The organism is Thalassotalea sp. Sam97, from assembly GCF_041379765.1.
In the GTDB taxonomy this organism is placed as follows: domain Bacteria; phylum Pseudomonadota; class Gammaproteobacteria; order Enterobacterales; family Alteromonadaceae; genus Thalassotalea_A; species Thalassotalea_A maritima.
The window spans coordinates 1,981,408-2,006,067 of the sequence record NZ_CP166919.1 but is presented as its reverse complement, the minus strand read 5'-3'; the positions used below and the strand labels follow the sequence as shown (position 1 = coordinate 2,006,067).

The following is a 24,660-nucleotide window of genomic DNA, read 5'->3' as shown; positions in this document are numbered from 1 at the left end:
TATGACGGATCAAATCGCAGGAAAAACCGCCATTGTCGGCATTGGTCAAACAGAATTTTCAAAGAACTCTGGTCGTACTGAATTGCGTCTCGCGTTAGAAGCAACATTGGCGGCACTTGAAGATGCGGGTATTGACCCGAAAGACGTTGATGGTTTTGCCAGTTACTCGGTCGATAAAGTACCAGAATACGAAATTGCCCGTCTATTGGGCTGTAAGCAGGTAAACTTCTTCTCGCAAGCCCCACATGGTGGTGGTGCAGCGTGTGCACCATTGCTGCATGCGGCAATGGCGATTATAAGTGGCGCCGCCAATACCGTGGTTGTTTATCGTGCCATGAACGAGCGTTCTTGGTACCGCTTTGGCAGCGGTAACTATGGCTTTAATGATACGCCAATCGTTCAGAATGTTAATTATGGTTGGTATATGCCACACGGTTTCCATACGCCAGCAGCATGGATTGGTATGTTTGCCCAACGCTATATGCACGAATACGGCGCAACAACGGAAGACTTTGGTCGCATTTCAGTGGCGGCACGCGATTTTGCGGCAACCAACCCAAATGCATTTTTCTACCAACAACCGATCACGCTAGAAGAGCATCAAAAAAGTCGCTGGATCTGTGAACCACTGCGCTTATTGGATTGTTGCCAAGAGTCTGATGGTGCGGTGGCTATGGTTATTACTCGCGCCGATGTTGCTAAGCATTTAAAACAAAAGCCGGTGTATATTCGCGGTGCAGCACAGGGTATTGCCCCAGGGCAACAAGAAATGACCTCGTTCTATCGAGACAATATTACTGGTTTACCAGAAATGGGCGTGGTTGCTAAAACCTTGTACAAGCAGTCTAAGCTGGCACCAAACGATATCCAAACCGCCGTGTTGTACGATCATTTCACGCCGTTTGTATTACCTCAGCTTGAAGAATTTGGTTTCTGTCAACCAGGCGAAGCCAAAGATTTCGTCCGCTCTGGGCAACATACTCGCGATGGTATCTTGCCAGTGAACACCCACGGTGGGCAAATTGGTGAAGCCTATATTCACGGTATGAACGGCATTGCAGAAGGTGCTCGACAAGTGCGCGGAAGTGCGACAAACCAAGTCGAGAATGTAGAAAATGTACTGGTGACGGCGGGCACAGGTGTGCCAACCAGCGGTCTAATTTTAAGTACCAATGAGGGCGTGTAAATGTTTGTTGATTTAACCCCAGAACAAAAAAAACTACGTAGAGAAATTCGCGATTACTTTACCGATTTAATGACGCCTGAATTAAAGGTAGCTCTGCGCGGTAGCGAAGGCGGCGATACATTCCGCAACGTTATCCGTCAAATGGGTAAAGATGGTTGGTTAGCGGTAGGCTGGCCAAAAGAGCACGGTGGTCAAGGCTATCAAGCTACTGAACAATTGATCTTTTTTGAAGAAGCTAATATTGCTGGTGCACCACTGCCATTTGTAACCATCAGCACGGTGGGACCATCGTTAATGGCGCACGGTAGTGAAAAGCAAAAAGAAATGTTTTTACCGGGTATTGCCCAAGGTGAAATTCATTTTGCCATCGGTTACTCAGAGCCAGGTGCTGGTTCGGACTTAGCAACGCTAAAAACCCACGCCAAGTTAGACGGTGACGATTTTGTCGTAAACGGTAACAAGTTATGGACGTCAGGTGCTAATGAAGCGGATTACATTTGGTTAGCAGCACGTACTGATCCAGATTTGCCGCGTCATAAAGGTATCTCAATCATGATCGTTGATACCAAAGCCGAAGGTTTCTCACATACGCTGATCCCAACTTGTTCAAACAGCACCACAGCGACTTACTACGATAACGTTCGCGTGCCTCAAGATATGCTGGTTGGCGAATTAAACAAAGGCTGGAAACTTATCACCGCTCAACTTAATCATGAGCGTTTAGGCTTAGGCTCTTGGTCTGATAAGGTCGTTGGTTTGTACACTCGTGTTTTATTATGGGCAAAAACTGAAGATGAAAATGGTCAGCGCGCCATCGATAAACCGTGGGTGAAATCAGCGCTGGCTGAATGTTACAGCCGTTTAGAAGCGATGCGTTTAATCAACTTCCGTATTGCAGCCGATCTAGAGCGCGGGCAAATGGATGTTGGTTTAGCATCAACCACGAAAGTTTATGGCAGTGAATCGGCTATTGAAATTCTTCGCCGATTGATTGATATTGTTGGCGGTAACTCATTGGTTAAGCATGGATCAGCTGCCTCGTTCTTACTTGGCGAATTAGAATATGAAGTAAGAGCGTCGGTGACCCTAACCTTTGGTGGTGGCACCAATGAAATACAGCGTGAATTAATTGCGCAATTAGGTATGAATCTGCCTCGTACACGTTAAGGAGTAGTGATGAGTATTGAACAGTTTCAACAAGAAACCCGTGCATGGCTTGAGGCAAATTGCCCACCAGCCATGCGCACGCCAATCCCTGACGGTGAACTCGTATGGGGTGGTAGTCAGGTCGAATTTGTTAACGAAGAGCAACGTCAATGGTTTAACGCCATGCGTGACAAAAACTGGTTTTGCCCAGCTTGGCCGACCGAGTACGGTGGTGGCGGTTTAGATGCCAAACAAGTTAAAGTACTTGAAACCGAAATGCGTCGTTTAGGATGTCGCCCACCTCAAATTAACCTAGGCATTTGGATGCTAGGTCCGGTGGTGCTAGAACACGGCACTGAAGAGCAAAAAGCAAAATTCTTAACGCCAATGACCCGCGGTGAAGTACGCTGGTGTCAAGGTTTTAGTGAGCCAAATGCTGGCTCAGATTTAGCCAATATTCGCACTACAGCAGAACGCCAAGGCGATCATTATGTCATTAATGGCAGCAAAATCTGGACTTCTTACGGTGATAAATCTGACATGATGTACGGTGTATTCCGTACTCGCAAATCAGATTCAAAACACGACGGTATCAGCTTACTCGTGCTTGATATGAACAGCCCAGGTGTGACGGTGCGTCCTATTGACTTAATTGCTGGAAAATCTGCGTTTTGTGAAGTGTTCTTTGATAACGTTAAAGTGCCAGCTGATCACTTAATTGGTGAAGAGCACAAAGGTTGGGCGTTAGCTAAGCAATTGTTGCAACACGAGCGTATGGCGATGTCAAAGTTTGGTGAGTTTACCTTACCGACGCATTTCTCATTAAAACCAGCCATCGGTCAATATATGCAAGATATTGGCGCCAGCAAAGACAGTGGCCTTGTTCAAGAAGCCGTTGCCTGCATGATGGAAGAAGAAGCGTTTCACGTAACCTCGCAACGCATGAAAGATGAAATGATCGCCCGTCAGCATAACCCGGGTTTATTGTCCATCATGAAGTTGTTGCATACCGAGCAAGAAAAACAAAAATTTGAGTTGCTACTCGACCTTGCTGGCTTTAACGGCCTAGGTCATCAAGGTGATGGCTATAGCGAGCGCCAAATAGCTATGACCAAAGCATGGTTAAACAGTTTTACTCAGACCATTGCCGGTGGTTCGTCAGAAATTCAGCTTAATGTGATTGCCAAACGTGTGCTTGGCTTACCAGATGGCAAATAGGGAGTTAATTCATCATGTTAGTATTAAATGAAGAAGAAAGAATGTTAGCGGACTCTGCCAAAGAGTTCATTCAAGATTTAAGCCCTATTGCTGCGCAACGCGAATTACGTGATAACCCTAATGCCGACAAGTTTGACCAAAACGTATGGCAACAAGTGATTGAAATGGGTTGGCCGGCAATGCCGTTTGCTGAAGAGTACGAAGGCTTTGATTTTAGTGCCAAAGGTTTAGCGGTAATTTTTGAGCAATTAGGTAGCAACCTTTGTGCGTTGCCTATGCTTAGCTCTGTGGTACTTGCTGGTGGTTTAATCGAACGTCATGCGACACAAGAGCACAAAAAAGAGCTGTTGCCATCGATTATTAGCGGTCAATTACGACTTGCCGTTGCATTAGATGAAGGTGCACACCACAACCCTGCGAACATTCAAACCACGTTTGAAGAAACCGAGGCTGGTTATACCGTATCGGGTACCAAGACCATGGTCATCGACGCAAATGGCGCCGATGGTTTTGTGGTTGTGGCCAGAGCTAAAGACAGTGACGCATATCGATTGTTCTATCTAGCATCGGATACTTCCAACATAAACTTATCAGCACGTGAGCTTATCGATAGCCGCAATTATGCCCAAGTTAGCCTTGCTGATGTTAACGTAGCCAAATCAGCGTTGCTGTCGTCAGCAGAGCTAAGTCTTGACGATTTGCAGCAAAGCCTAGATGTCGCACGTTGTTGTGTTGCCGCAGAAATTCTTGGTGCGTGTCAAAATCTATTTGACACAACAGTGGAGTATTTGAAAACCCGCGTGCAATTTGCCGCACCGATTGGCTCATTCCAAGCGCTACAACACCGCGCAGCGTGGTTGTACAGTGAATTAGAAGTCGCGCGTAGCTGTGTCTTACACGCCGCAGAAAGCATTGATAAAGCCAAAGCTGAGCAGCTAAGCCCTGAAAAACTCGCCAAAGCAGTGAGCCTTGCTATGTACAAAGTGTCAGTGATGGCTGATAAGGTATCATCTGAAGCAGTACAGATGCACGGTGGTATTGGCGTGACTGATGAGCTAGACATTGGTCTGTTGTTAAAGCGCGTACGCGTTGCTCAAGCCATTCTAGGCGATAGAGCGTACCATCAACAGCGTTACGCTCAAATCGTGTTGTAATCGCCTACTTTATGTGTTCAATATAACCGCATATATGTAAGCGCTAATTGTAAGAGCAGATTGTAGATAAAAAGGCACATCTCTAAAGCTACTATCAGTAGCAGGATGTGCTTTTTTGATCTAACGGCTTTGTCATCAAATAGATTGATCTGACAATTTGATTTGTGCCCCTGTGATTTGTGTTAGTGACAGAAGTAAGGTGTAGCGGAGCTAACCTAGGTTAATCTTCACAGTTGTAACAAATGTATCTAAAACGTCACAGTTTGCCTTAGAACGGCAACATTGCTTAGTCTCTTTATTGCTAAAATACGCTTAGCCCTATATTCTCCGTGATCCAATCATATGGGTAGGTTTATCCAATACGCTTTGTTAAGCGATTCCTACGTTACTGTTCACCACGGATGTGTGAACCACTCAAATAATTTAAATGTTAAACATATCGGTGCGTAATTCACGCAACTGATGCTTTAACATATATACGTAAAAGGTAAACATAATGTCCGAATCTGTTTCTACGTCCCAACAAAATAACAGTCGAGTAACTGGTCAAACGGCTAATAATCGTTGGCTTGATAATTACTTTTTAATCTCTGCGCGGGGTAGCACTGTTCGCCAAGAATTGCTGGCGGGGGCGACGACTTTCTTAGCTATGGTGTATTCCGTTATCGTTGTTCCTAACATGCTTGGTGCGGCTGGTTTTGATCAAAGTGCGGTGTTTATTGCCACCTGTCTTGTTGCTGCATTTGGTTCGTTGTTAATGGGCTTATGGGCAAAGCTGCCATTGGCGATTGGTTGTGCTATCTCGTTAACGGCATTTACCGCATTCAGTTTGGTTTTAGGCCAAGGCGTTTCAATTCCTGTGGCGTTAGGCGCGGTATTTTTAATGGGCGTTGTTTTTACCGCTATTACGGTGACGGGGCTACGTCAATGGATCTTGACTAATTTACCGTCAAGTATCGCTCACGGCGCTGGCATTGGTATCGGTTTGTTTTTATTGCTCATCGCCGCCAATGGGGTAGGACTCGTTGTTAAGAACCCGCATGCTGGGTTACCAGTTGAATTAGGTGATTTTACTTCGTTTCCTGTGCTGATGTCGGTATTTGGCTTAGCGGCAATTATTGGTCTTGAGAAACGACGCGTAACGGGCAGTATTTTATTGGTTATCGTGATCATTTCATTATTAGGTTTAGTATTTGACCCTAATGTGGTTTTCCAAGGTGTATTTGCCCTGCCAACCTTTACTGGTGAACAGTCATTGATTGGCTCAATGGATATTATGGGCGCACTTAACCCGATTATTTTACCAAGCGTGCTAGCACTGGTTATGACGGCGATTTTTGATGCGACCGGTACCATACGAGCGGTAGCGGGCCAGGCTAATTTGGTTGATGACAAAGGTAATATTATTTCCGGTGGTAAGGCGCTAACGGCTGATTCGGTCAGTAGTATTTTTTCGGGCTTTACTGGCGGTTCACCTGCTGCGGTATACATTGAGTCGGCAACTGGCACAGCGGCGGGTGGCAAAACGGGCTTGACCGCGGTTGTGGTTGGCCTAGCGTTTTTATTGTTGCTATTTTTATCGCCTATTAGTTACTTGGTACCAAATTACGCCACCGCACCAGCGTTAATGTATGTTGGCTTATTGATGTTGAGTAATGTAACCAAGTTAGACTTTGATGACTTGGTCGGTGCATTAGCTGGCTTGGTTTGTGCTGTGTTTATCGTGCTTACGTCGAATATCGTAACGGGTATCATGCTGGGCTTTGTTTGTTTGGTAGGCGGCAGAGTTATGGCGGGCGAATGGCGAAAACTAAATATCGGTACTGTGTTAATCACCGTTGCTTTAGTTGCCTTTTACGCAGGCGGTTGGGCGATTTAATTTGTGTCGCTGGCGAATTAACTATTCGTCTCAATTTTATGAAAACGCTCGTTCAATGAACGAGCGTTTTTTTGTGTTTGTTCGTCGACTAACCGGCTATTCGGTCGTCATTTTCTTGCGCAGTTCTAGCGCTTTTGCTGTTACCTGTTTTTCTAGCTTGTTAAACAAGCCAAGAGCAAAGCAAACTTCAGCAACCAAAAACAGTGGACCAATTAGCAACTGCTTTAAATCGTCAAAAAAAGCCGGTTTGGCTTTTTCATAAAAGTGACCAATAAATTGAAATAACCAGCCAATGACAAATACAATCGCAGCGATAAGATAAGGGCTTTGCATCTCGACGACACTTTGTGCATGTAGCCAAATGGGGGCAATTAAGGCAATGGCTACTAGGCCAAGTTTTATATCGAGAACCAGGTAATAGGCAAAAATAACCACTGCTAACACTTGCATTAGATTGGTGCTCACGCCAGCAACATCAAATGTCACGGTTGCAAATACCAGTGCAGCGGACCACAAGATTAATGGAATACCAATAAAGTGGGTAATAATATTATTTTTATTTAAATGTACGCTTTTATAGATACTTAGTAAGTGATCAACAGACTTCATTTTTACGCTCTAAGGTTGATTTATCTTTGATAGGATGACGAAGCATTTTGCTCCAGGCAGTATCCTCAACATAATTTAAGGGTTATGCTTTGAGAATACAACGACTTTTGTTTTCTTGTGGTTTCGCTGTTAAAGGAGAACGTTATGCGAATTGCCTTAATCCTGGCTATGTTAAGTGCTTTATTTGGTTGCATAGGCATGCCAAAGTCAATAAAACCGGTGGACAATTTTAAGCTCAACAAATACTTGGGCACATGGTATGAAATTGCCCGCTTAGATCATTCGTTTGAGCATGGTTTAACCAATGTGACGGCAAACTATAGTTTACGTGGTGACGGCGGGGTAAGGGTCATTAACCGCGGATTTAACGCCGATGAACAAATCTGGGAGCAGGCTGAAGGTAAAGCGTATTTTGTTGATAGCACAGATCAAGGTTACTTAAAGGTATCGTTTTTCGGTCCATTTTATGGCTCATACGTGGTGTTTGAGCTTGAGCCGGTTAATTATGACTATGCGTTTGTCTCCGGTCCAAATCTCGATTATCTTTGGCTGTTAGCAAGAAGCCCTGAGGTAAGTCAGACGGTAAAAGATAAGTTTGAGCAAATGTCCAAGGAACGTGGCTTTGATGTCAGCGAGCTGATTTATGTCGACCACGGGGTTGAACCTGATGTGGATGTACAGAGCCATGTTGAACATAAGTAGTGGGGTGAACATAAGTAGTGGGGTGAACATAAGTAGGGTAAAGCTAACGACTCGGGACATATGGACAAACCAAGCCACATGTAAAACAAAAGCCCAAATGTGAACCACACATGGGCTTAATACCAATCACATTAAGTTATTGCCTACTCAGTGAGAGTTTAAAGGCTTTTAGGCAAGGCTTTGATTGCAGAGAATGGTTATTCCATTGTCAAAATCAGTTACGCAGCATAAAAGCCTTTAAAACTCACCCGTAGGGCGTTTACCAGAGGCCCATTTACGGTCCTATTTTTCATTAATATAGAATGACTATATCAATGAACTCTATGTTGTAACTGAACCTCTGCCCTAACTCTGAGCTGGGCACAAACTTAGTGTAATTGGTATAAGGTGAGTACTAATACAGAATAGGATTAGTTAGTTGCCTCGGTGTTATCTGCTTCACTGTTGCCATTTGTCTCAGCCGTTTTCACGGTTTGCTCACTAAGTAAGTGGCGGCTAACAAAGGCAGTTAACGCCGTTTTGGCTTGGCGATCGGCATTGTCGTCTTGACCAACGATATAACCTTTACCAATACACTCAGGAGCGTCCATCATTACTTTGGCGCGAGCGTAAGCGCGTTGACCACGATCGGCATTTTCATCAGCGTAGCTGGTTACTTTACCGTTGATCATGGGTAAGCCAGTCTCTGGTTGAAAGTTAAAGCTACAGTTTTTGATGTACGGGAAATCGTATTCTTTACGTTCAATAACGTTTTCCCAAGCATGACCGGCGCCTGCTAACATAAGGACTTCAACGTCGCTACCGGCATCGGCTAATGCTTTATGCACGATTTTACAGGCAGCAGGGTTAACACTGTTATCACTATCACCAAACACAGCCAAGTAAGGCGCTTGGGTTGTTTCATTGCTGCCTAACGTTTGATGGCAAGGGCCATAAAAATCGGCGTGTAGCGCAAAGCCAGGATGCTCTGGTGCTAAAATGTTTTTAACACGGGCATCCATAGTATAGCGAGTCGCCATACCGCCGTATGAGTAGCCAGTCACACCAATTTTATCTGCTTGAATGTACGGATGCGTCGATAACAGCTTAAGCGCAGCGTATGCATCAACGACGATGTCGGTTTCCGATGCCGTTAAGGTTTTTTGCAGATAGCTGTGATCGCTGGTTACCCCTCGCGGCTGGTAATAATCAAGCACAAACGCAGCGATACCAAGCTCGTTGAATAATTTGGCGTAGCCGTTTTCACGCTCAGGTTTCAAACCGCCACTGCCGTGGATGATAATCATCGCTGGCACCGCACCTAGCTGTTCGATATTATCTGGCAAAAACAAGGTGCCCATACCGGTTGTAACAGGTGCTTGCTCAAAATTATTCAGCAACACCGAAAAATCATAAGGACTTTTCGAGGCAAAGTAGAGTTCGCCGTGATCGCTGGCACTAAGCTGTTGCTTGAGATTGTCATAGTGTGGCAATACCGGTAAATCGACGCGGTCGTTCCATGGCAAGCCAATACCTGCATACTCGGTTTCTACATGGTAGATGCCAGCACCAATGATGGTAGCGGCAACACCCAATGTGCCAATAAGCCATTTTTTCATATCATTACATCCTTATTTTCCGGTTTATAACGTGACAGCCAATCGTGTTGCCGATTTTAATGCGCCTTCGATGTAATCAACAGAGGCTGAGTCGCCAATATTGTGCACCTTGATATCACCAGCTAGGGTTTGTGCCGCCTGTTGGTTGTCTTGTGCACCGGTAGCAATAATGACCGACGATGCCGCAACGGTTTTAGTTTCACCATCTGCTGTTTGGTAGATAACGTTGTCTTTGCTAATCTGTGATACGCTTGCCGATTTGATGATGTTAACGCTGTGCTGTTTTAAGTTCGCAAGTACCCGCCAACGACGGACGATGGAAATCTCAGCGCCAATCTCATCTTCGGCAAGAACGGTGACGTTACGACCGCGTTCAACTAAAAACTCCGCCAATTCAAGGCCAACAAGACCAGCGCCAATGATCACCACATCTTTGTTGAGTGGCATCCAAAGCTTAGACAAGCTTTGCAGTGCATCGGTACTTTTGGTGATACCAATTAACGAGCCAGACTTCATCATCATGCGTTGTTTAAAGCTTAATTTGCGCTGCGCGATTTCTTCGCCTTCACCGGTCATAAGTAAGCGCAATTCATCACCTGACCAAACGTGGTTTTGATCGGCGCCGTCAATGTCTGGCGCGTTGCGATTGGCACCAATAGCCATAATGACTTCGTCGGCATTTAGCTCTTCTAGCAAAGCGCTATCAACTTGGGTGTTAAGGCGAATATCAATGTTGTCATTATTTTTTACGGCGTTAACCAGGTAGTCGAGTAGGGCGCCGTTCTCACCGTAAGCAAGGGTTGCAAAAAATAGCGTACCGCCAAGGTAGCTGCTTTTTTCACATAAGGTGACGCGATGACCGCGTAATGCCGCAACACGCGCCGCTTCCATACCCGCAGGGCCACCACCGACGACAACAACGTGTTTGCTTTGCTCTGCTGCTGTCAGTGCAAGCTCTGCTTCTTGGCCAGTAAATGGGTTAACAGCACACTTAACGCGCTCGTTAACAAAAATTTGGCTTACACAGGCGTAACAGTATATACATGGGCGAATGTCTTGTGGACGACCCTCTAGTACTTTGTTCGGAAGTTCGGGATCGGCTAATAATTTGCGGGCAAAGGCAACAAAATCGCACACACCATCATTGATCGCTTTATCGGCGGCATCCGGCTCTAATCGACCGACAGTAATAACCGGTATATTGACATCCGATTTTACCGCTTTCGCCCAATCGATAAATTGTCCAGGTTTGTGTACTAATGGTGCTTCGGTAAACGCTTCACCTTTAGTTGGGTTAGCGTAAGCTGACACACTCACCGCATTCACACCCGCTTGTTCAGCCATTTTCGCCACCGTGCGACAATCGTCTATGGTGATACCGCCTGGCATATGCAGCTCTTGTGCATCAAGGCGCAGCCAAAGCGGGAAGTCGTTACCGACTTTTTCACGAACCGCCGCTATCACTTCAAGTAATAAGCGGGCACGGTTTTCAATCGGACCGCCGTATTCGTCATCGCGTTTGTTGGTAAACCCGGATAAGAAACCAGCAATAATATAGGTATGGGCAGCATGCAGTTCAATGGCATCAAAGCCTGCTTTTACAGCGCGTTCCGCGGCATTGGCGAACCATTGCACCATTTGCTGGATATCGTCTTTATCCATCACACGGATTTTAGGAGCAGAAGTACCGGCAGTACGAATGAAACGAGATAATTCTGACTTGGTTAAGTCGTTCATCATATCAGTCTTGTGTGGCGCTGGCATAGAGGGTACCCATAAATCTCGCCCTTCAGCTAGGTCGCGAACCGCTGTTTTACCCGCGTGTTGTAACTGGATGGCAATTTTGGTGCCGTGTTGATGTACACGGTCAGTCAGCTGTTTAAGGCCAGGGATAAACTTATCTTCGGAAATACCAACCTGATAAGGCTCGGCAGTACCATGTGGATAAGCGACTGATACCACACCCATGGTGAGCATTGCCGCACCGCCTTTAGCGCGCTCTTCATAAAAGGCTTGAATACGCTCGCCACAGGTACCATCGGTTTCCGCAAAGTTTGAGCCCATTGGTGCCATTAACATGCGGTTTTTTAGTTCAAGTGAGCCAATTTTGCCTGGCTTTGAAAGGTGAGAGAATGTTGTCATAACAATTACTGCGCCTCTTATGACTCAGGGTGAGTAAGAAAATCAATACACATGCGGTTAAAGTAGTCAGTGTGTTCTACTTGTACCCAGTGACCGCAATTATTTAGCATGATAAATTTGGCATTTTTCATATTATCTAAAAACTTATGAGTGCCCATCGGTGGGTTGAATACATCGTTAACACCCCAAAAACCAAGACAATCAACGTTGATTTCATGCAAACGTTCGGTCATGTTTGGTACCATCATGGTGCTGAATAGGTTCGCTGGTTGGGTTACTGCTACGCCAACACGCTCACGTAGGATATCATCGGTTAACGCTGATGCATCAAACAATTGCAGTTTCATTACTTCACGCATCTTGTCAATGGTCATAGGGCCTTGGTTATATACCTCAACCATGCGTTTGATGCCTTCCATTTCAAAATAGGTTTCGCGCTCTTCAACACCGCCTGGTGCCATTAAAATTAAACGTGATACCGTTTCTGGGTGTGCTAATGTTTGGCCAAGGGCTATCGCGCCACCTAATGAGTTACCTAATAAAATTGCCGGACCTAAATCACGTGCTTGGATAAATAGGTTCAAACACTCTACATAAAACTCTAGGTTATAGGCAACGTTTTCTGGCTTGTCGGTTCGACCAAAGCCAGGTAAGTCAAGCACGATATTACGAAAACCCGCTTCTGCAAACGCCGGGTAGTTGCCTTTAAAGTTACTGTGACCACTTGCGCCTGGGCCACTGCCGTGTAACCAAATAACCGTTGGACCAGTACCAACATCTAAATGGTGTACTGTAATGCCATTGCTAAGTGTGGTGTAGTGCCCTTCAGGCAAATGTTCGTAGGGATCGAATGTCATTGTCATATTTCCTTTACTAGTTTTCTCTTGATTCTAGGGAGCGGTCAATGTCAGCTCATCGTCCATTTAGACCAATGCTCCTGAATCGGCAGATTTCTAGAGCTATTAGTCAAAATGGACGATTTTTCTATAGCCCAGCGCAGGCATAGTCTCTAGCGTTAAGAAGTAACGATGTTTAACGCCAGATCGAGTGATGTTTTTATGACAACCAATGTAATGATGAAAGAGCCGAGCGAGCGTACCGTTGTCGATAGGCAAGTAACGCAAGCGAAAATGGATGCACGCAGTGCTGCGGCGATGAAAATCCACCCGAAACAATCGTATTCGGTAGCAGACAGATTAGAAGCGCAAGCAAGCCAATATGCAGATCGCGCTTTTATTATTTATCAAGGGCAAAACTACAGTTATGCTGAGATAAATAAGCAAGCGGATAAATATGCCCGCGCATTGTATAGCTTAGGCGTGCGCCCAGGCGATACCTGTGCGATTGCCTTAGAAAACCGCCCTGAATTTTTTATCACTTGGTTTGCGTTAACCAAAATTGGCGCTGTCACGGCGTTTTTAAATACTCATGTATCGGGTATCCCATTAAAACACGCGATTGAAAGTACCAATGCAAAGGCTGTGGTTGTCGGTGATGAGTGTCTACAAAATTTTATCGATACCGAAGACTTAGCAACGACGAATTTTTGGCGTTTAACGGATTCAGAAAAAACTGCCGATAGCGCGCAGACTAGTCAATTTTCGGATGCATTGATTGCCACCTTACCAGAAATTGCAGACACACCATTTGACCGCACGATTCGCGCAGATGTTGTTGCCCAAAGCCCAATGCTGTTGATTTTTACCTCGGGTACCACCGGTTTGCCGAAAGCGGCGATTTATAGCCATTTGCGCTGGTTGTGCTCAGGTGATGTTATGCAAGTAACCATCAATGCGACGCAAGACGACGTGTTTTATTGCTGCTTGCCGTTATATCATGGTGCGGCGGCAACGTCAGTGACGTCAACGGCCTTGGCCAGTGGTGCGTCAATAGTGGTACGTCGTAAGTTCAGCGTCTCCAAGTTCTGGCTAGAAATTGCTGAGCACAACATTACCGTATGCCAGTACATTGGTGAGATTTGTCGCTACTTATTAAATCGCAATATTCCTGCACCAGCGCATAAGTTACGCGCTATGATGGGGGCAGGGCTAAGTGCCGAGTCATGGCAACGTTGGCTTGACGCCTACGGTGAGATGGATATTTTTGAGGGTTGGGGATCAACCGAATCAAATACCAATTTAATTAACTTAGATAACTTTATCGGTTCATGTGGCCGCGTGCCGGATTGGCAAAAAACCAATTTCCGTTTGGTTAAATTTGATGTTGAAGCTGATGATTACGTGCGCGACGAAAACGGTTTTTGTATTTTGTGTGAACCTGGCGAAGTCGGTGAAGGCTTAGGTTTTATTGTTGATCATCCTGATGTTGGTGCCGGACGCTTTGAAGGTTACACCAATGCCGACGACACCGAGAGCAAGATCATTCGCAATGTATTTCAGCAAGGCGATGCGTATTGGCGCTCAGGTGACTTACTTAAGTACGACGAAAATGGTTATTTCTACTTTGTCGACCGCGTTGGTGATACTTTCCGCTGGAAGAGTGAAAACGTGTCAACACAAGAAGTGGCTACGGTGTTAGCACAGTACAGTGACGCAGAATTTATCAACGTATACGGTGTACTTGTGCCAGAGCATGAAGGTCGCGCCGGTATGGCGAACGTGGTTATGCAACCAGGCAAGTCATTTAACAGTAAAGAATTTTATCAAATTTGTCATAATAACCTACCACACTACGCTGAGCCGTTATTTGTTCGAGTGAGTGAGCAGGCGGATATGACAACAACATTTAAGCTACGTAAAGTAGATTTACAACGCCAAGGTTACTCTCCAGAGCTTTGTAAAGATCAATTGTTCATCAAAGATGACAAAGCCCAAGATTATGTTCCTTATTCTGAGCAGGCATTAGCGAATTTGGGCGTACCAAAATTTAACAAGGAGGAGGCTTAATGAGTCTTACAGGAAAAGCGGCCATTGTTGGTGCTGCTCAATATAAACCGGAAAAGTACAAAACGGCACCGCAAATGTTCCATCTGGAGCAGGTGGCAGATCTTGCTCATCAAGCGTTGCAAGACTCGGGTTTAGAAGCAAGCGACCTAGACGGTATTGTGGTTAATGGCGCGCAATTTCATGAAGCGGAAGTGTTCGTACCGGCGATGGCCGCTGAATACCTTGGTATTGAAGTAAACTTTGCCGAAGTGGTTGACTTAGGTGGATGTACCGGTGTTGGCATGATGTGGCGTGCTGCGGCCGCCATTGAGATGGGTTTATGTCAAGCGGTGCTGTGTGTGATCCCTGCACGCATGGCACCGTTTGCGCCAAATGAAGATCCATCATGGTTATTTGAGGCAATGAAATACGGTGGCCATAGTACTCGCTTTGGTGCACCAGAGGCTGAATTCGATCTACCGTATGGCCATATGGGCCAAAATACCGGGTATGCGATGATTGCTCAGCGCTACGCTGCCCAGTATGGTTACAATCAAGAAGCGATGGCTAAATTGGCTGTCGATCAGCGCACCAACGCTCTAAGCAATCCTAATGCGATATTTTACAACCAGCCTCTCAGTATTTCAGACGTACTAGAATCTAAGATGGTTGCCGACCCCCTGCACGTATTGGAAATCGTGATGCCAGTAGCAGGTGGTGCTGCGGTGATTGTTGCCAGCAAAGAACTACTTGAGCGCACCAACCATCGCCCAGCGGTAATCAAAGGTTTTGGTGAGCGTTTATCGTTTAAATCACCGTCGTACGCGAAAGACATGACAGTGACTCCGGTTGCTGCCGCAGCGAAAAAAGCGTTTGAAATGTCAGGCTTAGCACCGGCCGATATGCACGCAGCACAAATTTATGATTGTTATACCATCACCGTTTTACTGTCGTTGGAAGATGCTGGCTTTATCAAAAAAGGCGAGGGTATGAAGTTCTTGATGGAGAACGATTTAACCTTCAAAGGTAATTTCCCATTAAATACCCATGGTGGTCAACTGAGCTTTGGTCAGTCTGGTGCAGCCGGTGGTATGTCGCAAATTATCGAAGCTTTCCACCAAATTACTGGACGAGCGGGCGATCGCCAACTGGGTACTTGTGACAATGTGTTTGTTAGCGGTACCGGCGGTGTTATGAGTGAACAAGGTGCCTTAGTGTTACAGGGAGCATAATCATGAGCGCAAAACCATTACCAATTTCTACCCATATTTCTAAGCCATTTTGGAAAAACTTAGCTGAACACAAATTAACAGCACTTAAATGTGATGATTGTGGTGGCTGGACATTTTACGCACGTAAACATTGTCAGCACTGTTTTTCGCATTCTTTACAGTGGCAAGAAGTCAAAGGTAAAGCAACACTTTATAGCTTCACCATTGCCCGTATTCCGACGTTACCTGAATTTGCTGATGAAGGGCTACAGATATTAGCTGTGGTTGAGTTCGAGGAAGGCATTCGCATGAACAGCACCATTGTTGGTGTTAACGAACAAGATGTAAAAATCGGCATGACATTAAAGCCAGTATTTGATCATGTATCAAAAGCAGGCGATACCTTAGTACGTTTTACATCAGTTGATTCTGATTATGGTAACAAGGCCTATGCTAACCCACTAGAGAGTTTAACGCGCAATGATAAAGGCCAAGTGATTGTCCCACTTGCCAACCAAGCAGCGCTTATGGCACTCGCCGACGAACCGTTCACCGACTGGAGTAATGAACTGACCATTACCCAAGATATCATCAATGAGTTTGCGGCTTTGTCGGGTGATGACTACTGGATCCACACCGACCCTGAGCGTTCTAAAACCGAAAGTCCGTATGGTACCACCATTGCTCATGGGTCACTTGTGCAGGTATTGCAATCAAAACTGCAAATTCCATTAGGTTACGAAGTGACAGGTTTTAATACCATGGTTAACTATGGCTCGAACAAGCTGCGTTTCCCAGCTCCGGTACCCGTTGATTCTGTGGTGCACGCCCGCGCAAAAGTCAAAGATGTCAGCGTTAGCCCTAAAGGTGTTCAACTTATTTTAGAGGTGCATATTCACGTAGTGGATAATGAGCGCCCATCGGTTATCAATGAATTAGTGATTTACTATCGTTAATGAATACCAATTACACTAAGTTTGTGCCCAACTCAGAGTTAGGGCAGAGGTTCAGTTACAACATAGGTTTCATTGATATAGTCATTCTATATTAGTGAAATATAGGGCCGTAAATGGGCCTCTGGTAAACTCCCTTCGGGTGAGTTTTAAAGGTTTTTATGCTGCGTAACTGATTTTGACAATGGAGTAACCATTCTCTGCATCAAAGCCTTGCCTAAAAGCCTTTAAATTCTCACTGAGTGAGCAATAACTTAATGTGATTGGTATATACCGGTTCTCGCCACTCCCAACCAGGCGTGATAAAGGTCACTTGTCTTACGGCAAGTGGCCTTTTTTTGTGCTTGCTATTCGTTGTCTGCGTTTAGCATTGGGCTTTCAGTTGTGGTGACGCTAGCAGCAATACCGTTCATCAGTAAACCTTTAACGTTTTTTATGTTCAATTAATCAACGCATTATCATCTCTGTTAAAAGCCTGCTTAGTTCAAATGGACGATGAGTGGTGTGGTTAATATCTATACAAACGAGTTAGGTCTGTACAAAAAATGACAACAAAAGACCTGGAAAACAAACGTTATAAACAAAATTATAAAGATGGATACCACCTAATATGACCAAAACAACAAGTAACAAACAGGGACGCTTTGCGATTGCACCGATAGCTCTTGCTATTGTCAGCGCATTATCATCAGTAGCTTATGCGCAGGAGCAGGGAGAAGAAGCCGATAAAAAGGGCATTGAGCGTATTGAAGTAACCGCGCAAAAACGTGTTAGTTCTTTACAAGAAACACCCATCGCGATTACCGCATTAAACTCAGAAGCGATTGAAAATTATGGCATTGAAGATATTGGTGATATCAATTCATTAGCGCCGAATGTGAGAATTTCGCCGGCAATAGGCAGCTCATTTAACGTTGGTATTAATATACGTGGTTTGGGTGTTAGTGAACCATCACTGGCAATTGATCCGAAAGTGGGTATTTATCTCGATGGTGTTTACTTAGCACGCAATGCTGGTGCTATTTTTAATATTGTCGATTTAGAGCGCGTTGAAGTATTGCGTGGTCCACAAGGTACCTTATGGGGTAAAAACACCACGGGTGGTGCACTGAGTTTGGTGACTAAAAAGCCTTCAGATGAGTTTGAATTTAGTCAAACTTTTACGGCGGGTTCGTTCAATCAATTTAAATCCAAGACATCCATTGATACTGGTGCATTTGGGGATTTTACTGCCAAATTTACCTATTTGCACAGCGAACAAGATGGTTGGGCAACCAATACCTTTGAAGGCGCAAAAGAAAAACACTTAGGCTCTGAAGATCTTGATGCCATGCGTTTTGTGCTGCGTTATACAGGCGATACCTTTATGGTAGATTACAGCTACGACAGTACCGATAGTGAAGCAGTGTCTATTCCGACGCAAATCAGTAATGTCCGCCCATACTTTGCGGATCCAACGGTACCAACTCTAAATCTTGGTAACAACACTCTATATGCCGGCAATGTTTTTGCCATGATGGCGGCTAACGAGCATGATGCGAGCCGACAAACTGAATTCTCTCTCGATAATCATGGTCCTGAAAAAGTGGATATTGAGGGTCATAACTTAACTATAGAGTGGGATTTTGCGGAAAATCACATGTTTAAGTCAATAAGCTCCTATCGTGATTATAAGTCGCATATTCTTGATGGTGTTGATTTAGATGGTGGTGCCTATATGGGGGCGGCGCTCGATTTTACGACCATGCCACCGAGCCTCGATTATAGTAATCTTATTACCCTACCGGGCTTTCACTTTAGCGGCACCAAAGAGCAAGATCAAAAATCACAAGAATTCCAATTGATAGGTGATTTTATCAATGGTCAGCTGAAATACGTCGCGGGTTATTACTACTTTGAAGAAGAAGGCGAAGAAATCAATCCGTGGGCGCTCAGTATATTTACAGGCCGAGGCGCGAATATTCTATTTGCTGATCCACTGCCCTTTGGTAATTTTTATCATGTTAGCGCGGAATCGGAAGCGGTATTTGCCAACTTCGATTACGCACTGACTGATCAGTTAAATATCATCGCCGGTATACGCTATACCCAAGACGATAGAACACTGACCAATTTGTCAGCACCGGATGTGATGTTAGCAAACGATATTACCTCTGAAAAAGGTTGGTCAAAAACCGTTGGCTCAATCTTGGCCAATTATGTCTATGATGATGATCTCACGCTGTACGCAAGTATTCAGCAAGGTTACGCGTCGGGTGTTTATAACCCGGGCTCAATCGATCGTTTTGCCTTTTTATCAACCGGCCAAGCAAACTTTGAAGGAACATTAACGCCATCGGATCCAGAAGATACCACCGCTTATGAAATAGGTATGAAGTCGATTACGCTTGATGATCGTCTGATGGTTAACACCGCGTTGTTCTTCAATGACAACACCAACCTGCAAAAAACCGAGCTTGATGGCACTATTCGTGTATCACGTAATACCGGAGAGTCCGAAACTAAAGGTGTCGAAGTGGATGCCCAATTCTTGGCAACGCCTGACTTATCATTCACGGTTAGCTTAGGTTATCAGGACACTGAGTATACCGATCCAGAATACACTGACCAAACCACATACTCCGGGACGCTAGCGATGGACTGGACAGTAGCTGAGCTTGATTGGGGCGATGTTCTGTTTCACGCCGATTACGTGTTAGTTGATGAATATCAGTTCTCGGTTTCTGATCCAACCCTGATTGCCGATGCGTACGAGCTACTTAATGCACGCATCAGCCTAGCTAACATCGATGTGGGTGATCGCTCAAGTCTAAATATCGCGGCTTGGGGTCGTAACATTACCGATGAAGAGTATATTGTTCATGGTGCGAATATGTCATTTTTTGACGCGCAAACGTATGGTGCGCCTGCATCATATGGTATCGATGTACGATTTGACTTCTAACACGTGAGTACTTAGAGATTCGGTTAAATCGATTCTTGGTTAGCATGAATGAAGCGGGCATGTCGTTTGTAGCATGCCCGCTTTTTTGTCCGTGTTCATTGCGCTCCCAACTGCTCAACGTATCTGTATATAACGCGTTAGCAACACCTGCTGTGTTGATATCAGCAACCTTTAGTTAATTTACCTTTTAATACCGACAGAACGTTAAGTTCTTTATTAACTGACTGTTTTTTCTGCTTCACCGTTTGTATGAAGGTTATTAAAAATACCCTATTCGTAACGGATAGTGGTGGTGTTCGCGGGGCAGTTTTTTTCTCGCTGTCAGCTTTAGTCTTTACGGACGATGAGTCGATAGCGGGGTTTATCAATAATGGCTAACAACTAGAAAACCGGAGAATCTTATGGACATTCAAGCGTTAGGCTATTTTGTAGCGCAAACAACCGATTTAAAAAAATGGCAAGATTATGCCCAAAACGTACTTGGCATGATGACTTCAACGGCGCCTGACGGCGGTTTATACGTGAAAATGGATGAGCGTCCGTTTCGCTTTTTGATTTTAGAAGGCGAGCGCGACTGCTACCTATCATCAGGTTGGGAATTAGCATCGAAAGCTGATTTTGACCAAGCGACCAAAGAATTAAATGAAAAAGGCGTTGCTTGGGAAATGGGTAGTGCCGCTCTGTGCGATCAGCGTGGTGTGCAAGCGCTTGCGATTTTACAAGATCCATCAGGCAACACCCATGAACTTTACTGGGGCCATCGCTCTGATTGTTTACCGTTTGTATCACCACAAGGCGTCAATAAGTTCGTCACCGGTGAGATGGGCTTAGGTCACACGGTATTACCTGCGCCAGAGTTTGATGTAACACTCGCATTCTTACAAGACGTGCTAGGTTTTGAAACCAGTGACATTTTCAATTTCAAACCAGCACCGGATATGGATCCGCTGCCAATTTACTTTATGCACTGTGCAAACCCGCGTCACCATAGCTTAGCGATTTGTGCATTCCCTGTTGAGTCAGGTTGTGTACACACCATGGTAGAAGTAGAAAACATGACCGAAGTCGGTCGTGCGTATGACCGCTTCCAAGAGCACGGTGTCGCGTTGTCGGCAACACTTGGCCAGCACCTTAACGACAAAATGGTATCGTTCTACATGAAAACCCCATCGGGCTTTGATATGGAATACGGCTACGGGGGTTTGCAAGTTGATTGGGATGAACATTCTGTATTTGAATTTACTCGCGTCAGCTTGTGGGGACACGACTTCAGCGTTGGCCAACAAGGAGAGCAAGAATAATGAACAAATTAATGAACCCCGCAGATGTGGTAGCCAATTTAAAAGATGGTATGACCATCGGTATTGGCGGCTGGGGTCCAAGACGTAAGCCGATGGCGTTAATTCGCGCCATTTTAAACTCAGATGTAAAAGACCTAACGGTTGTCTCATACGGTGGTGCCGATGTCGGCATGCTATGTGCTGCAGGTAAAGTGAAAAAGCTTATTTTTGCTTTTGTATCATTAGATTTCATGCCGTTAGAGCCTTATTTTCGTCAGGCGCGCCAAGCCGGTAGCCTTGAGGTAATGGAAGTTGACGAAGGCATGCTATTGCATGGTCTGCGCGCAGCTGCATGGGGTTGTCCGTTTATTCCAACCGCGGTTGGCTTAGGTACCGACGTTATTCGTCACAACGATATCGAAGTGATTTCAAGCCCATACGACAACAAAGATTGGGTGGCGATGCCTGCGATCAAATTGGACATGGCATTGGTACATGTAAATAAAGCCGATGCCCGCGGTGTATGTCAAATTAACGCCCAAGACTGCTTTATGGACGAATGGTTTGTTCGTGCTGCTGATAAAGCATTCGTGAGCTGTGAAGAAGTGGTTGATAGCGAATACTTCTACGATCCAGCACAAGCAAATAAAGTTCTGTGGGAGCGTAACTGCACAACCGGTGTGATTCATATCCCAGGTGGTGCACACCCAAGTTCTTGTCAACCAGAATACGGCTTTGACGTTGATCATTTTAAAGCGTATGCAAAAACTGCCAAAGAGGGTGGTTTCCAAGCATATGCAGAGCAATACGTGTTAAATCGCTCTGAAGACGAATACCAAGCAATTGTTGGTGGTCTAGAGCACATTCAATCATTACCACAGCCGGTGTATTAATAAGAGGTAATTATGACAACCGATATTCAAGAATTTTCACTTGCTGAATTAATGATTTGTGCTGCTGCTGAAGCGTTTCGCCACGACGGTGAAAAACTGGCTACTGGCATTGGCGTGATCCCACGTTTGGCGGCAAGCTTAGCAAAAGCAACCTTTAACCAAGATTTGATGATGACCGACTCAGAAGCTTACATGCTAGAGAAAGCCAACCCACTTGGTAAGCGTCCTGCAGAATTCGTACAAGCAAATGAGTCATGGATTGGCTTTGCGCGTATCTTCGATAACGTGTGGAGTGGTCAGCGTCATGCGATGATTGGTCCAACGCAAATTGACCGCTTTGGTCAATGTAATATTTCGGCGATTGGTAAAGATTACAATGCCCCGAAAGTGCAAATGCTAGGTGTGCGCGGTTTACCGGGCAATTCAATCTCACATGCAAACTCGTTCTTTGTACCATCACATAACAAAAAAGTGTTCTTAGACGGTGAATGTGACGTGGTGTGCTCTATTGGTTATAACCCAGAGCGTTTGCCAAAAGGTTATGAGCTAAGTGATATCGATATTCGCTTGGTGATCACTGACTTATGTGTCATGGATTGGCAAGGTCCGAATCATCAGTTGCGCGTTATCAGCTTACACCCTGGTGTGACGTTTGAAGAGGTACAAGACAACACCTCATTCCCACTGCATAAAATCGACAACCTTGGCGAGACCAAAGCACCAACGGCAGAGCAGCTTGAAATTATCCGTGCTATGGATCCACACAACTTACGCGCCATGCAGTTAAAAGATAACCCACCGGGTATCCGTCGTTAATCATGGAGCAGGTTATGGAAAATCAACAAGATAACGACGTTATCGTTGGCTATGACACGTATGATGAGATCGCGGTTATTACTATGAACCGCCCTCGTTATCACAACGTGCAAAACTCAAAAATGACCTACGCCATGGACGATGCCTTTGCTAAAGCTGTGAATGATGACAACATCAAAGTCATCGTTCTTGCCGGCTCTGGTAAGCACTTCTCGGCGGGTCACGATATTGGTACACCAGGTCGTGATGTTGATCAAAGCTTTGAACGTAAGCATCTTTGGTACGATCACACTAACAAGCCTGGCGGCGAATTTTTATATGCCCGTGAACAAGAAGTGTATTTAGGTATGTGTCGCCGCTGGCGTGACATACCAAAGCCGACCATTGCGATGGTGCAAGGTGCCTGTGTTGCAGGCGGCTTGATGCTAGCGTGGGTATGCGATTTGATTGTCGCTTCGGACGATGCCTTCTTCCAAGATCCAGTGGTGAAAATGGGCATTCCAGGTGTGGAATATTTTGCTCATTGTTACGAAATGCCACCGCGCATTGCCAAAGAGTTTTTATTCCTAGGTGAGCGCATGCCAGCGCAACGTGCTTACGAAGTTGGTATGGTTAACCGATTGGTACCACGTGATGAGTTATTCGAGCAAACCATGGCGATGGCAAAGCGCATCGCGGCAATGCCACGTTTAGGCCTGCAGTTAACCAAGCAAGTGATCAATACCGCAGAAGATAATATGGGTAAGCGCAGCACCATGGATATGGTATTTGGCTATCATCATTTTGCCCACGTGCAAAACGAATTAGTATCGGGCGATAAATTAGCCGGTTTTGATGGTAAGGCTATGGCCCAATCTAATAAAGCTCAGGCAAATAAAGCACAGGCTAATAAAGCGCAAGCAAAGGAGCAGGACTGATCATGGCTGAATATCCTGCATTAAACACTGAGCTAACCAAGCGTTTAGGTTGTCAATATCCAATTATCCAAACCGCGATGGGGTGGGTATCTGATGCCAACCTTGTGACGGCAACCACATTAGCCGGTGGCTTTGGCTTTTTAGCCGGTGCCACCATCGTCGAAGAAGAGCTAGAAGGGCAAATCACCGACATTATTGCGCGCACAGGTAGCAGTAACTTTGGTTTGAATTTTCATATGTTCCAACCCAATGCCATGCAATGTGTTGAACTTGCCATCAAATACAAGCTTAAAGCGGTAAGTTACGGTCGCGGTCCAGACAAACAAACCATTGCTCGTTTAAAAGCGGCAGGGGTGTTGTGTATCCCAACCGTTGGCGCGTTAAAACACGCCGTTAAAGCGGTAGAGCTTGGCGCTGACATGATCACCATTCAAGGCAGTGAAGGTGGCGGCCACACCGGTGAGATCCCAACCGCTATTTTATTAAACCAAGTGTTGGATGCTGTTGATGTGCCAGTAATTGCTGCTGGCGGTTACTCTACAGGTCGTGGTTTAGCCTCAGCGCTGGCCGCTGGCGCCGCCGGTATTGCCATGGGTACGCGCTTTATGATGACCAAAGAGTCGCCAACACCAAAAGTGACCTTAGAGCAATACGTCAAGGTGACTAACCCCGCCGAAATCAAAGTTACTAAGGCTCTTGATGGTATGCGTCATCGCATGATCCGCAATGACTTTATTCGCAAGTTTGAATCATACAGTGGCCTGCGCCGCTTGTTGTCAGCTCTAAGCAGTGCTTGGCAGTGGAAAAGCGCAACCAATATGAAAGTTAGTCACATGTTCAATATGTTGTGGCAAGGCATTAAAGACGATCCACAAGCGATATCGGCCGTGGTTATGGCCGCTAATCAGCCGGTATTGTTGGAAAAATCCATGGTTAAAGGCTTACCACAGCAAGGCATTTTGCCAAGTGGTCAAGTTGCCGCCACCATCGATGAAGTGATCAGCGTTGAGCAGCTGATAAAGCAAATCGTTAATGACGCTGAAGCGTGTTTAAACAAATTATTTTCGCCTAACGTTGCTTGGAATATGGATGCAACGGGCGATGTGTTGCAAGAGGAGTCGATGTAA

19 protein-coding genes are annotated in these 24,660 nt (G+C 45.3%); 15 read left to right on the top strand and 4 right to left on the bottom strand.

The features are described from left to right. The first annotated feature begins 1 nt into the window (after nucleotide 1). From ACAX20_RS09075 to ACAX20_RS09055, 5 genes are all read left to right on the top strand, one after another. The gene (locus ACAX20_RS09075; RefSeq protein ID WP_371185608.1) at nucleotides 2–1,186 is read left to right on the top strand and encodes a lipid-transfer protein; all 1,185 of its coding nucleotides are present in this window, start codon (nucleotides 2–4) and stop codon (nucleotides 1,184–1,186) included. Beyond that, nucleotides 1,187–2,353 carry an acyl-CoA dehydrogenase family protein gene (locus ACAX20_RS09070; protein WP_371185606.1) on the top strand — a complete coding sequence of 389 codons (1,167 nt, stop codon included), beginning with the start codon at nucleotides 1,187–1,189 and terminating at the stop codon, nucleotides 2,351–2,353. Nucleotides 2,354–2,362: 9 nt separating this feature from the next. After that, the gene (locus tag ACAX20_RS09065) at nucleotides 2,363–3,550 is read left to right on the top strand and encodes an acyl-CoA dehydrogenase family protein (RefSeq protein ID WP_371185604.1); all 1,188 of its coding nucleotides are present in this window, start codon (nucleotides 2,363–2,365) and stop codon (nucleotides 3,548–3,550) included. Nucleotides 3,551–3,564: 14 nt separating this feature from the next. Further along, the gene (locus ACAX20_RS09060) at nucleotides 3,565–4,704 is read left to right on the top strand and encodes an acyl-CoA dehydrogenase family protein (protein ID WP_371185602.1); all 1,140 of its coding nucleotides are present in this window, start codon (nucleotides 3,565–3,567) and stop codon (nucleotides 4,702–4,704) included. Nucleotides 4,705–5,200: 496 nt separating this feature from the next. Further along, complete coding sequence (locus tag ACAX20_RS09055; RefSeq protein ID WP_371185600.1) at nucleotides 5,201–6,583, top strand: NCS2 family permease; 1,383 nt, start codon at nucleotides 5,201–5,203, stop codon at nucleotides 6,581–6,583. 96 nt (nucleotides 6,584–6,679) lie between these two features. Here ACAX20_RS09055 and ACAX20_RS09050 read toward each other — a convergent pair whose 3' ends face one another. After that, nucleotides 6,680–7,192 carry a DUF962 domain-containing protein gene (locus ACAX20_RS09050; protein WP_371185598.1) on the bottom strand — a complete coding sequence of 171 codons (513 nt, stop codon included), beginning with the start codon at nucleotides 7,190–7,192 and terminating at the stop codon, nucleotides 6,680–6,682. 144 nt (nucleotides 7,193–7,336) lie between these two features. Here ACAX20_RS09050 and ACAX20_RS09045 point away from each other — a divergent pair, with 144 nt between their 5' ends. Next, a complete protein-coding gene (locus ACAX20_RS09045) occupies nucleotides 7,337–7,894 on the top strand; it encodes a lipocalin family protein (RefSeq protein WP_371185596.1) in 558 nt (185 codons plus the stop codon). A gap of 410 nt (nucleotides 7,895–8,304) precedes the next feature. Here ACAX20_RS09045 and ACAX20_RS09040 read toward each other — a convergent pair whose 3' ends face one another. Genes ACAX20_RS09040 through ACAX20_RS09030 form a run of 3 tightly spaced genes read right to left on the bottom strand, consistent with a single transcriptional unit; the run spans nucleotide 8,305 to nucleotide 12,491 of the window. Continuing rightward, the gene (locus ACAX20_RS09040; RefSeq protein WP_371185595.1) at nucleotides 8,305–9,492 is read right to left on the bottom strand and encodes a dienelactone hydrolase family protein; all 1,188 of its coding nucleotides are present in this window, start codon (nucleotides 9,490–9,492) and stop codon (nucleotides 8,305–8,307) included. A gap of 24 nt (nucleotides 9,493–9,516) precedes the next feature. Continuing rightward, on the bottom strand, nucleotides 9,517–11,634 hold the full coding sequence (locus ACAX20_RS09035; protein ID WP_371185593.1) for an FAD-dependent oxidoreductase: 2,118 nt from the start codon (nucleotides 11,632–11,634) through the stop codon (nucleotides 9,517–9,519). A gap of 17 nt (nucleotides 11,635–11,651) precedes the next feature. Next, entirely contained in the window at nucleotides 11,652–12,491 is an 840-nt protein-coding gene (locus ACAX20_RS09030) for an alpha/beta fold hydrolase (RefSeq protein WP_371185591.1), read from the bottom strand. A 201-nt stretch (nucleotides 12,492–12,692) separates the two neighbouring features. On the opposite strand from ACAX20_RS09030, the gene ACAX20_RS09025 reads away from it, so the two are divergent. The 9 genes from ACAX20_RS09025 to ACAX20_RS08985 all read left to right on the top strand — a co-directional run bounded on the left by ACAX20_RS09025 (nucleotide 12,693) and on the right by ACAX20_RS08985 (nucleotide 24,660). Next, nucleotides 12,693–14,540, top strand: a complete 1,848-nt coding sequence (locus ACAX20_RS09025; protein ID WP_371185589.1) for a long-chain-acyl-CoA synthetase — start codon at nucleotides 12,693–12,695, stop codon at nucleotides 14,538–14,540. Then, entirely contained in the window at nucleotides 14,540–15,751 is a 1,212-nt protein-coding gene (locus ACAX20_RS09020; protein ID WP_371185588.1) for a thiolase family protein, read from the top strand. The genes ACAX20_RS09025 and ACAX20_RS09020 overlap by 1 nt, the downstream gene beginning before the upstream one ends. Nucleotides 15,752–15,753: 2 nt before the next feature. After that, nucleotides 15,754–16,686 carry a MaoC/PaaZ C-terminal domain-containing protein gene (locus tag ACAX20_RS09015; protein ID WP_371185586.1) on the top strand — a complete coding sequence of 311 codons (933 nt, stop codon included), beginning with the start codon at nucleotides 15,754–15,756 and terminating at the stop codon, nucleotides 16,684–16,686. A gap of 607 nt (nucleotides 16,687–17,293) precedes the next feature. Then, nucleotides 17,294–19,627, top strand: a complete 2,334-nt coding sequence (locus ACAX20_RS09010) for a TonB-dependent receptor (RefSeq protein WP_371185584.1) — start codon at nucleotides 17,294–17,296, stop codon at nucleotides 19,625–19,627. Between the two features lie 401 nt (nucleotides 19,628–20,028). Beyond that, on the top strand, nucleotides 20,029–20,928 hold the full coding sequence (locus ACAX20_RS09005) for a VOC family protein (protein ID WP_371185582.1): 900 nt from the start codon (nucleotides 20,029–20,031) through the stop codon (nucleotides 20,926–20,928). Further along, on the top strand, nucleotides 20,928–21,800 hold the full coding sequence (locus tag ACAX20_RS09000) for a CoA transferase subunit A (protein ID WP_371185580.1): 873 nt from the start codon (nucleotides 20,928–20,930) through the stop codon (nucleotides 21,798–21,800). Before ACAX20_RS09005 ends, ACAX20_RS09000 begins: the two co-directional genes overlap by 1 nt. A 12-nt stretch (nucleotides 21,801–21,812) precedes the next feature. Then, nucleotides 21,813–22,616 carry a CoA-transferase subunit beta gene (locus ACAX20_RS08995; protein ID WP_371185578.1) on the top strand — a complete coding sequence of 268 codons (804 nt, stop codon included), beginning with the start codon at nucleotides 21,813–21,815 and terminating at the stop codon, nucleotides 22,614–22,616. Nucleotides 22,617–22,630: 14 nt separating this feature from the next. Further along, complete coding sequence (locus ACAX20_RS08990) at nucleotides 22,631–23,533, top strand: enoyl-CoA hydratase (protein ID WP_371185577.1); 903 nt, start codon at nucleotides 22,631–22,633, stop codon at nucleotides 23,531–23,533. A 2-nt stretch (nucleotides 23,534–23,535) separates the two neighbouring features. Next, nucleotides 23,536–24,660 carry an NAD(P)H-dependent flavin oxidoreductase gene (locus tag ACAX20_RS08985; protein ID WP_371185575.1) on the top strand — a complete coding sequence of 375 codons (1,125 nt, stop codon included), beginning with the start codon at nucleotides 23,536–23,538 and terminating at the stop codon, nucleotides 24,658–24,660.

Coding starts and splice junctions, on each gene's coding strand:
- ACAX20_RS09075 (WP_371185608.1), top strand. CDS start 2: ATGACGGATCAAATCGCAGGAAAAACCGCCATTGTCGGCATTGGTCAA.
- ACAX20_RS09070 (WP_371185606.1), top strand. CDS start 1,187: ATGTTTGTTGATTTAACCCCAGAACAAAAAAAACTACGTAGAGAAATT.
- ACAX20_RS09065 (WP_371185604.1), top strand. CDS start 2,363: ATGAGTATTGAACAGTTTCAACAAGAAACCCGTGCATGGCTTGAGGCA.
- ACAX20_RS09060 (WP_371185602.1), top strand. CDS start 3,565: ATGTTAGTATTAAATGAAGAAGAAAGAATGTTAGCGGACTCTGCCAAA.
- ACAX20_RS09055 (WP_371185600.1), top strand. CDS start 5,201: ATGTCCGAATCTGTTTCTACGTCCCAACAAAATAACAGTCGAGTAACT.
- ACAX20_RS09050 (WP_371185598.1), bottom strand. CDS start 7,192: ATGAAGTCTGTTGATCACTTACTAAGTATCTATAAAAGCGTACATTTA.
- ACAX20_RS09045 (WP_371185596.1), top strand. CDS start 7,337: ATGCGAATTGCCTTAATCCTGGCTATGTTAAGTGCTTTATTTGGTTGC.
- ACAX20_RS09040 (WP_371185595.1), bottom strand. CDS start 9,492: ATGAAAAAATGGCTTATTGGCACATTGGGTGTTGCCGCTACCATCATT.
- ACAX20_RS09035 (WP_371185593.1), bottom strand. CDS start 11,634: ATGACAACATTCTCTCACCTTTCAAAGCCAGGCAAAATTGGCTCACTT.
- ACAX20_RS09030 (WP_371185591.1), bottom strand. CDS start 12,491: ATGACATTCGATCCCTACGAACATTTGCCTGAAGGGCACTACACCACA.
- ACAX20_RS09025 (WP_371185589.1), top strand. CDS start 12,693: ATGACAACCAATGTAATGATGAAAGAGCCGAGCGAGCGTACCGTTGTC.
- ACAX20_RS09020 (WP_371185588.1), top strand. CDS start 14,540: ATGAGTCTTACAGGAAAAGCGGCCATTGTTGGTGCTGCTCAATATAAA.
- ACAX20_RS09015 (WP_371185586.1), top strand. CDS start 15,754: ATGAGCGCAAAACCATTACCAATTTCTACCCATATTTCTAAGCCATTT.
- ACAX20_RS09010 (WP_371185584.1), top strand. CDS start 17,294: ATGACCAAAACAACAAGTAACAAACAGGGACGCTTTGCGATTGCACCG.
- ACAX20_RS09005 (WP_371185582.1), top strand. CDS start 20,029: ATGGACATTCAAGCGTTAGGCTATTTTGTAGCGCAAACAACCGATTTA.
- ACAX20_RS09000 (WP_371185580.1), top strand. CDS start 20,928: ATGAACAAATTAATGAACCCCGCAGATGTGGTAGCCAATTTAAAAGAT.
- ACAX20_RS08995 (WP_371185578.1), top strand. CDS start 21,813: ATGACAACCGATATTCAAGAATTTTCACTTGCTGAATTAATGATTTGT.
- ACAX20_RS08990 (WP_371185577.1), top strand. CDS start 22,631: ATGGAAAATCAACAAGATAACGACGTTATCGTTGGCTATGACACGTAT.
- ACAX20_RS08985 (WP_371185575.1), top strand. CDS start 23,536: ATGGCTGAATATCCTGCATTAAACACTGAGCTAACCAAGCGTTTAGGT.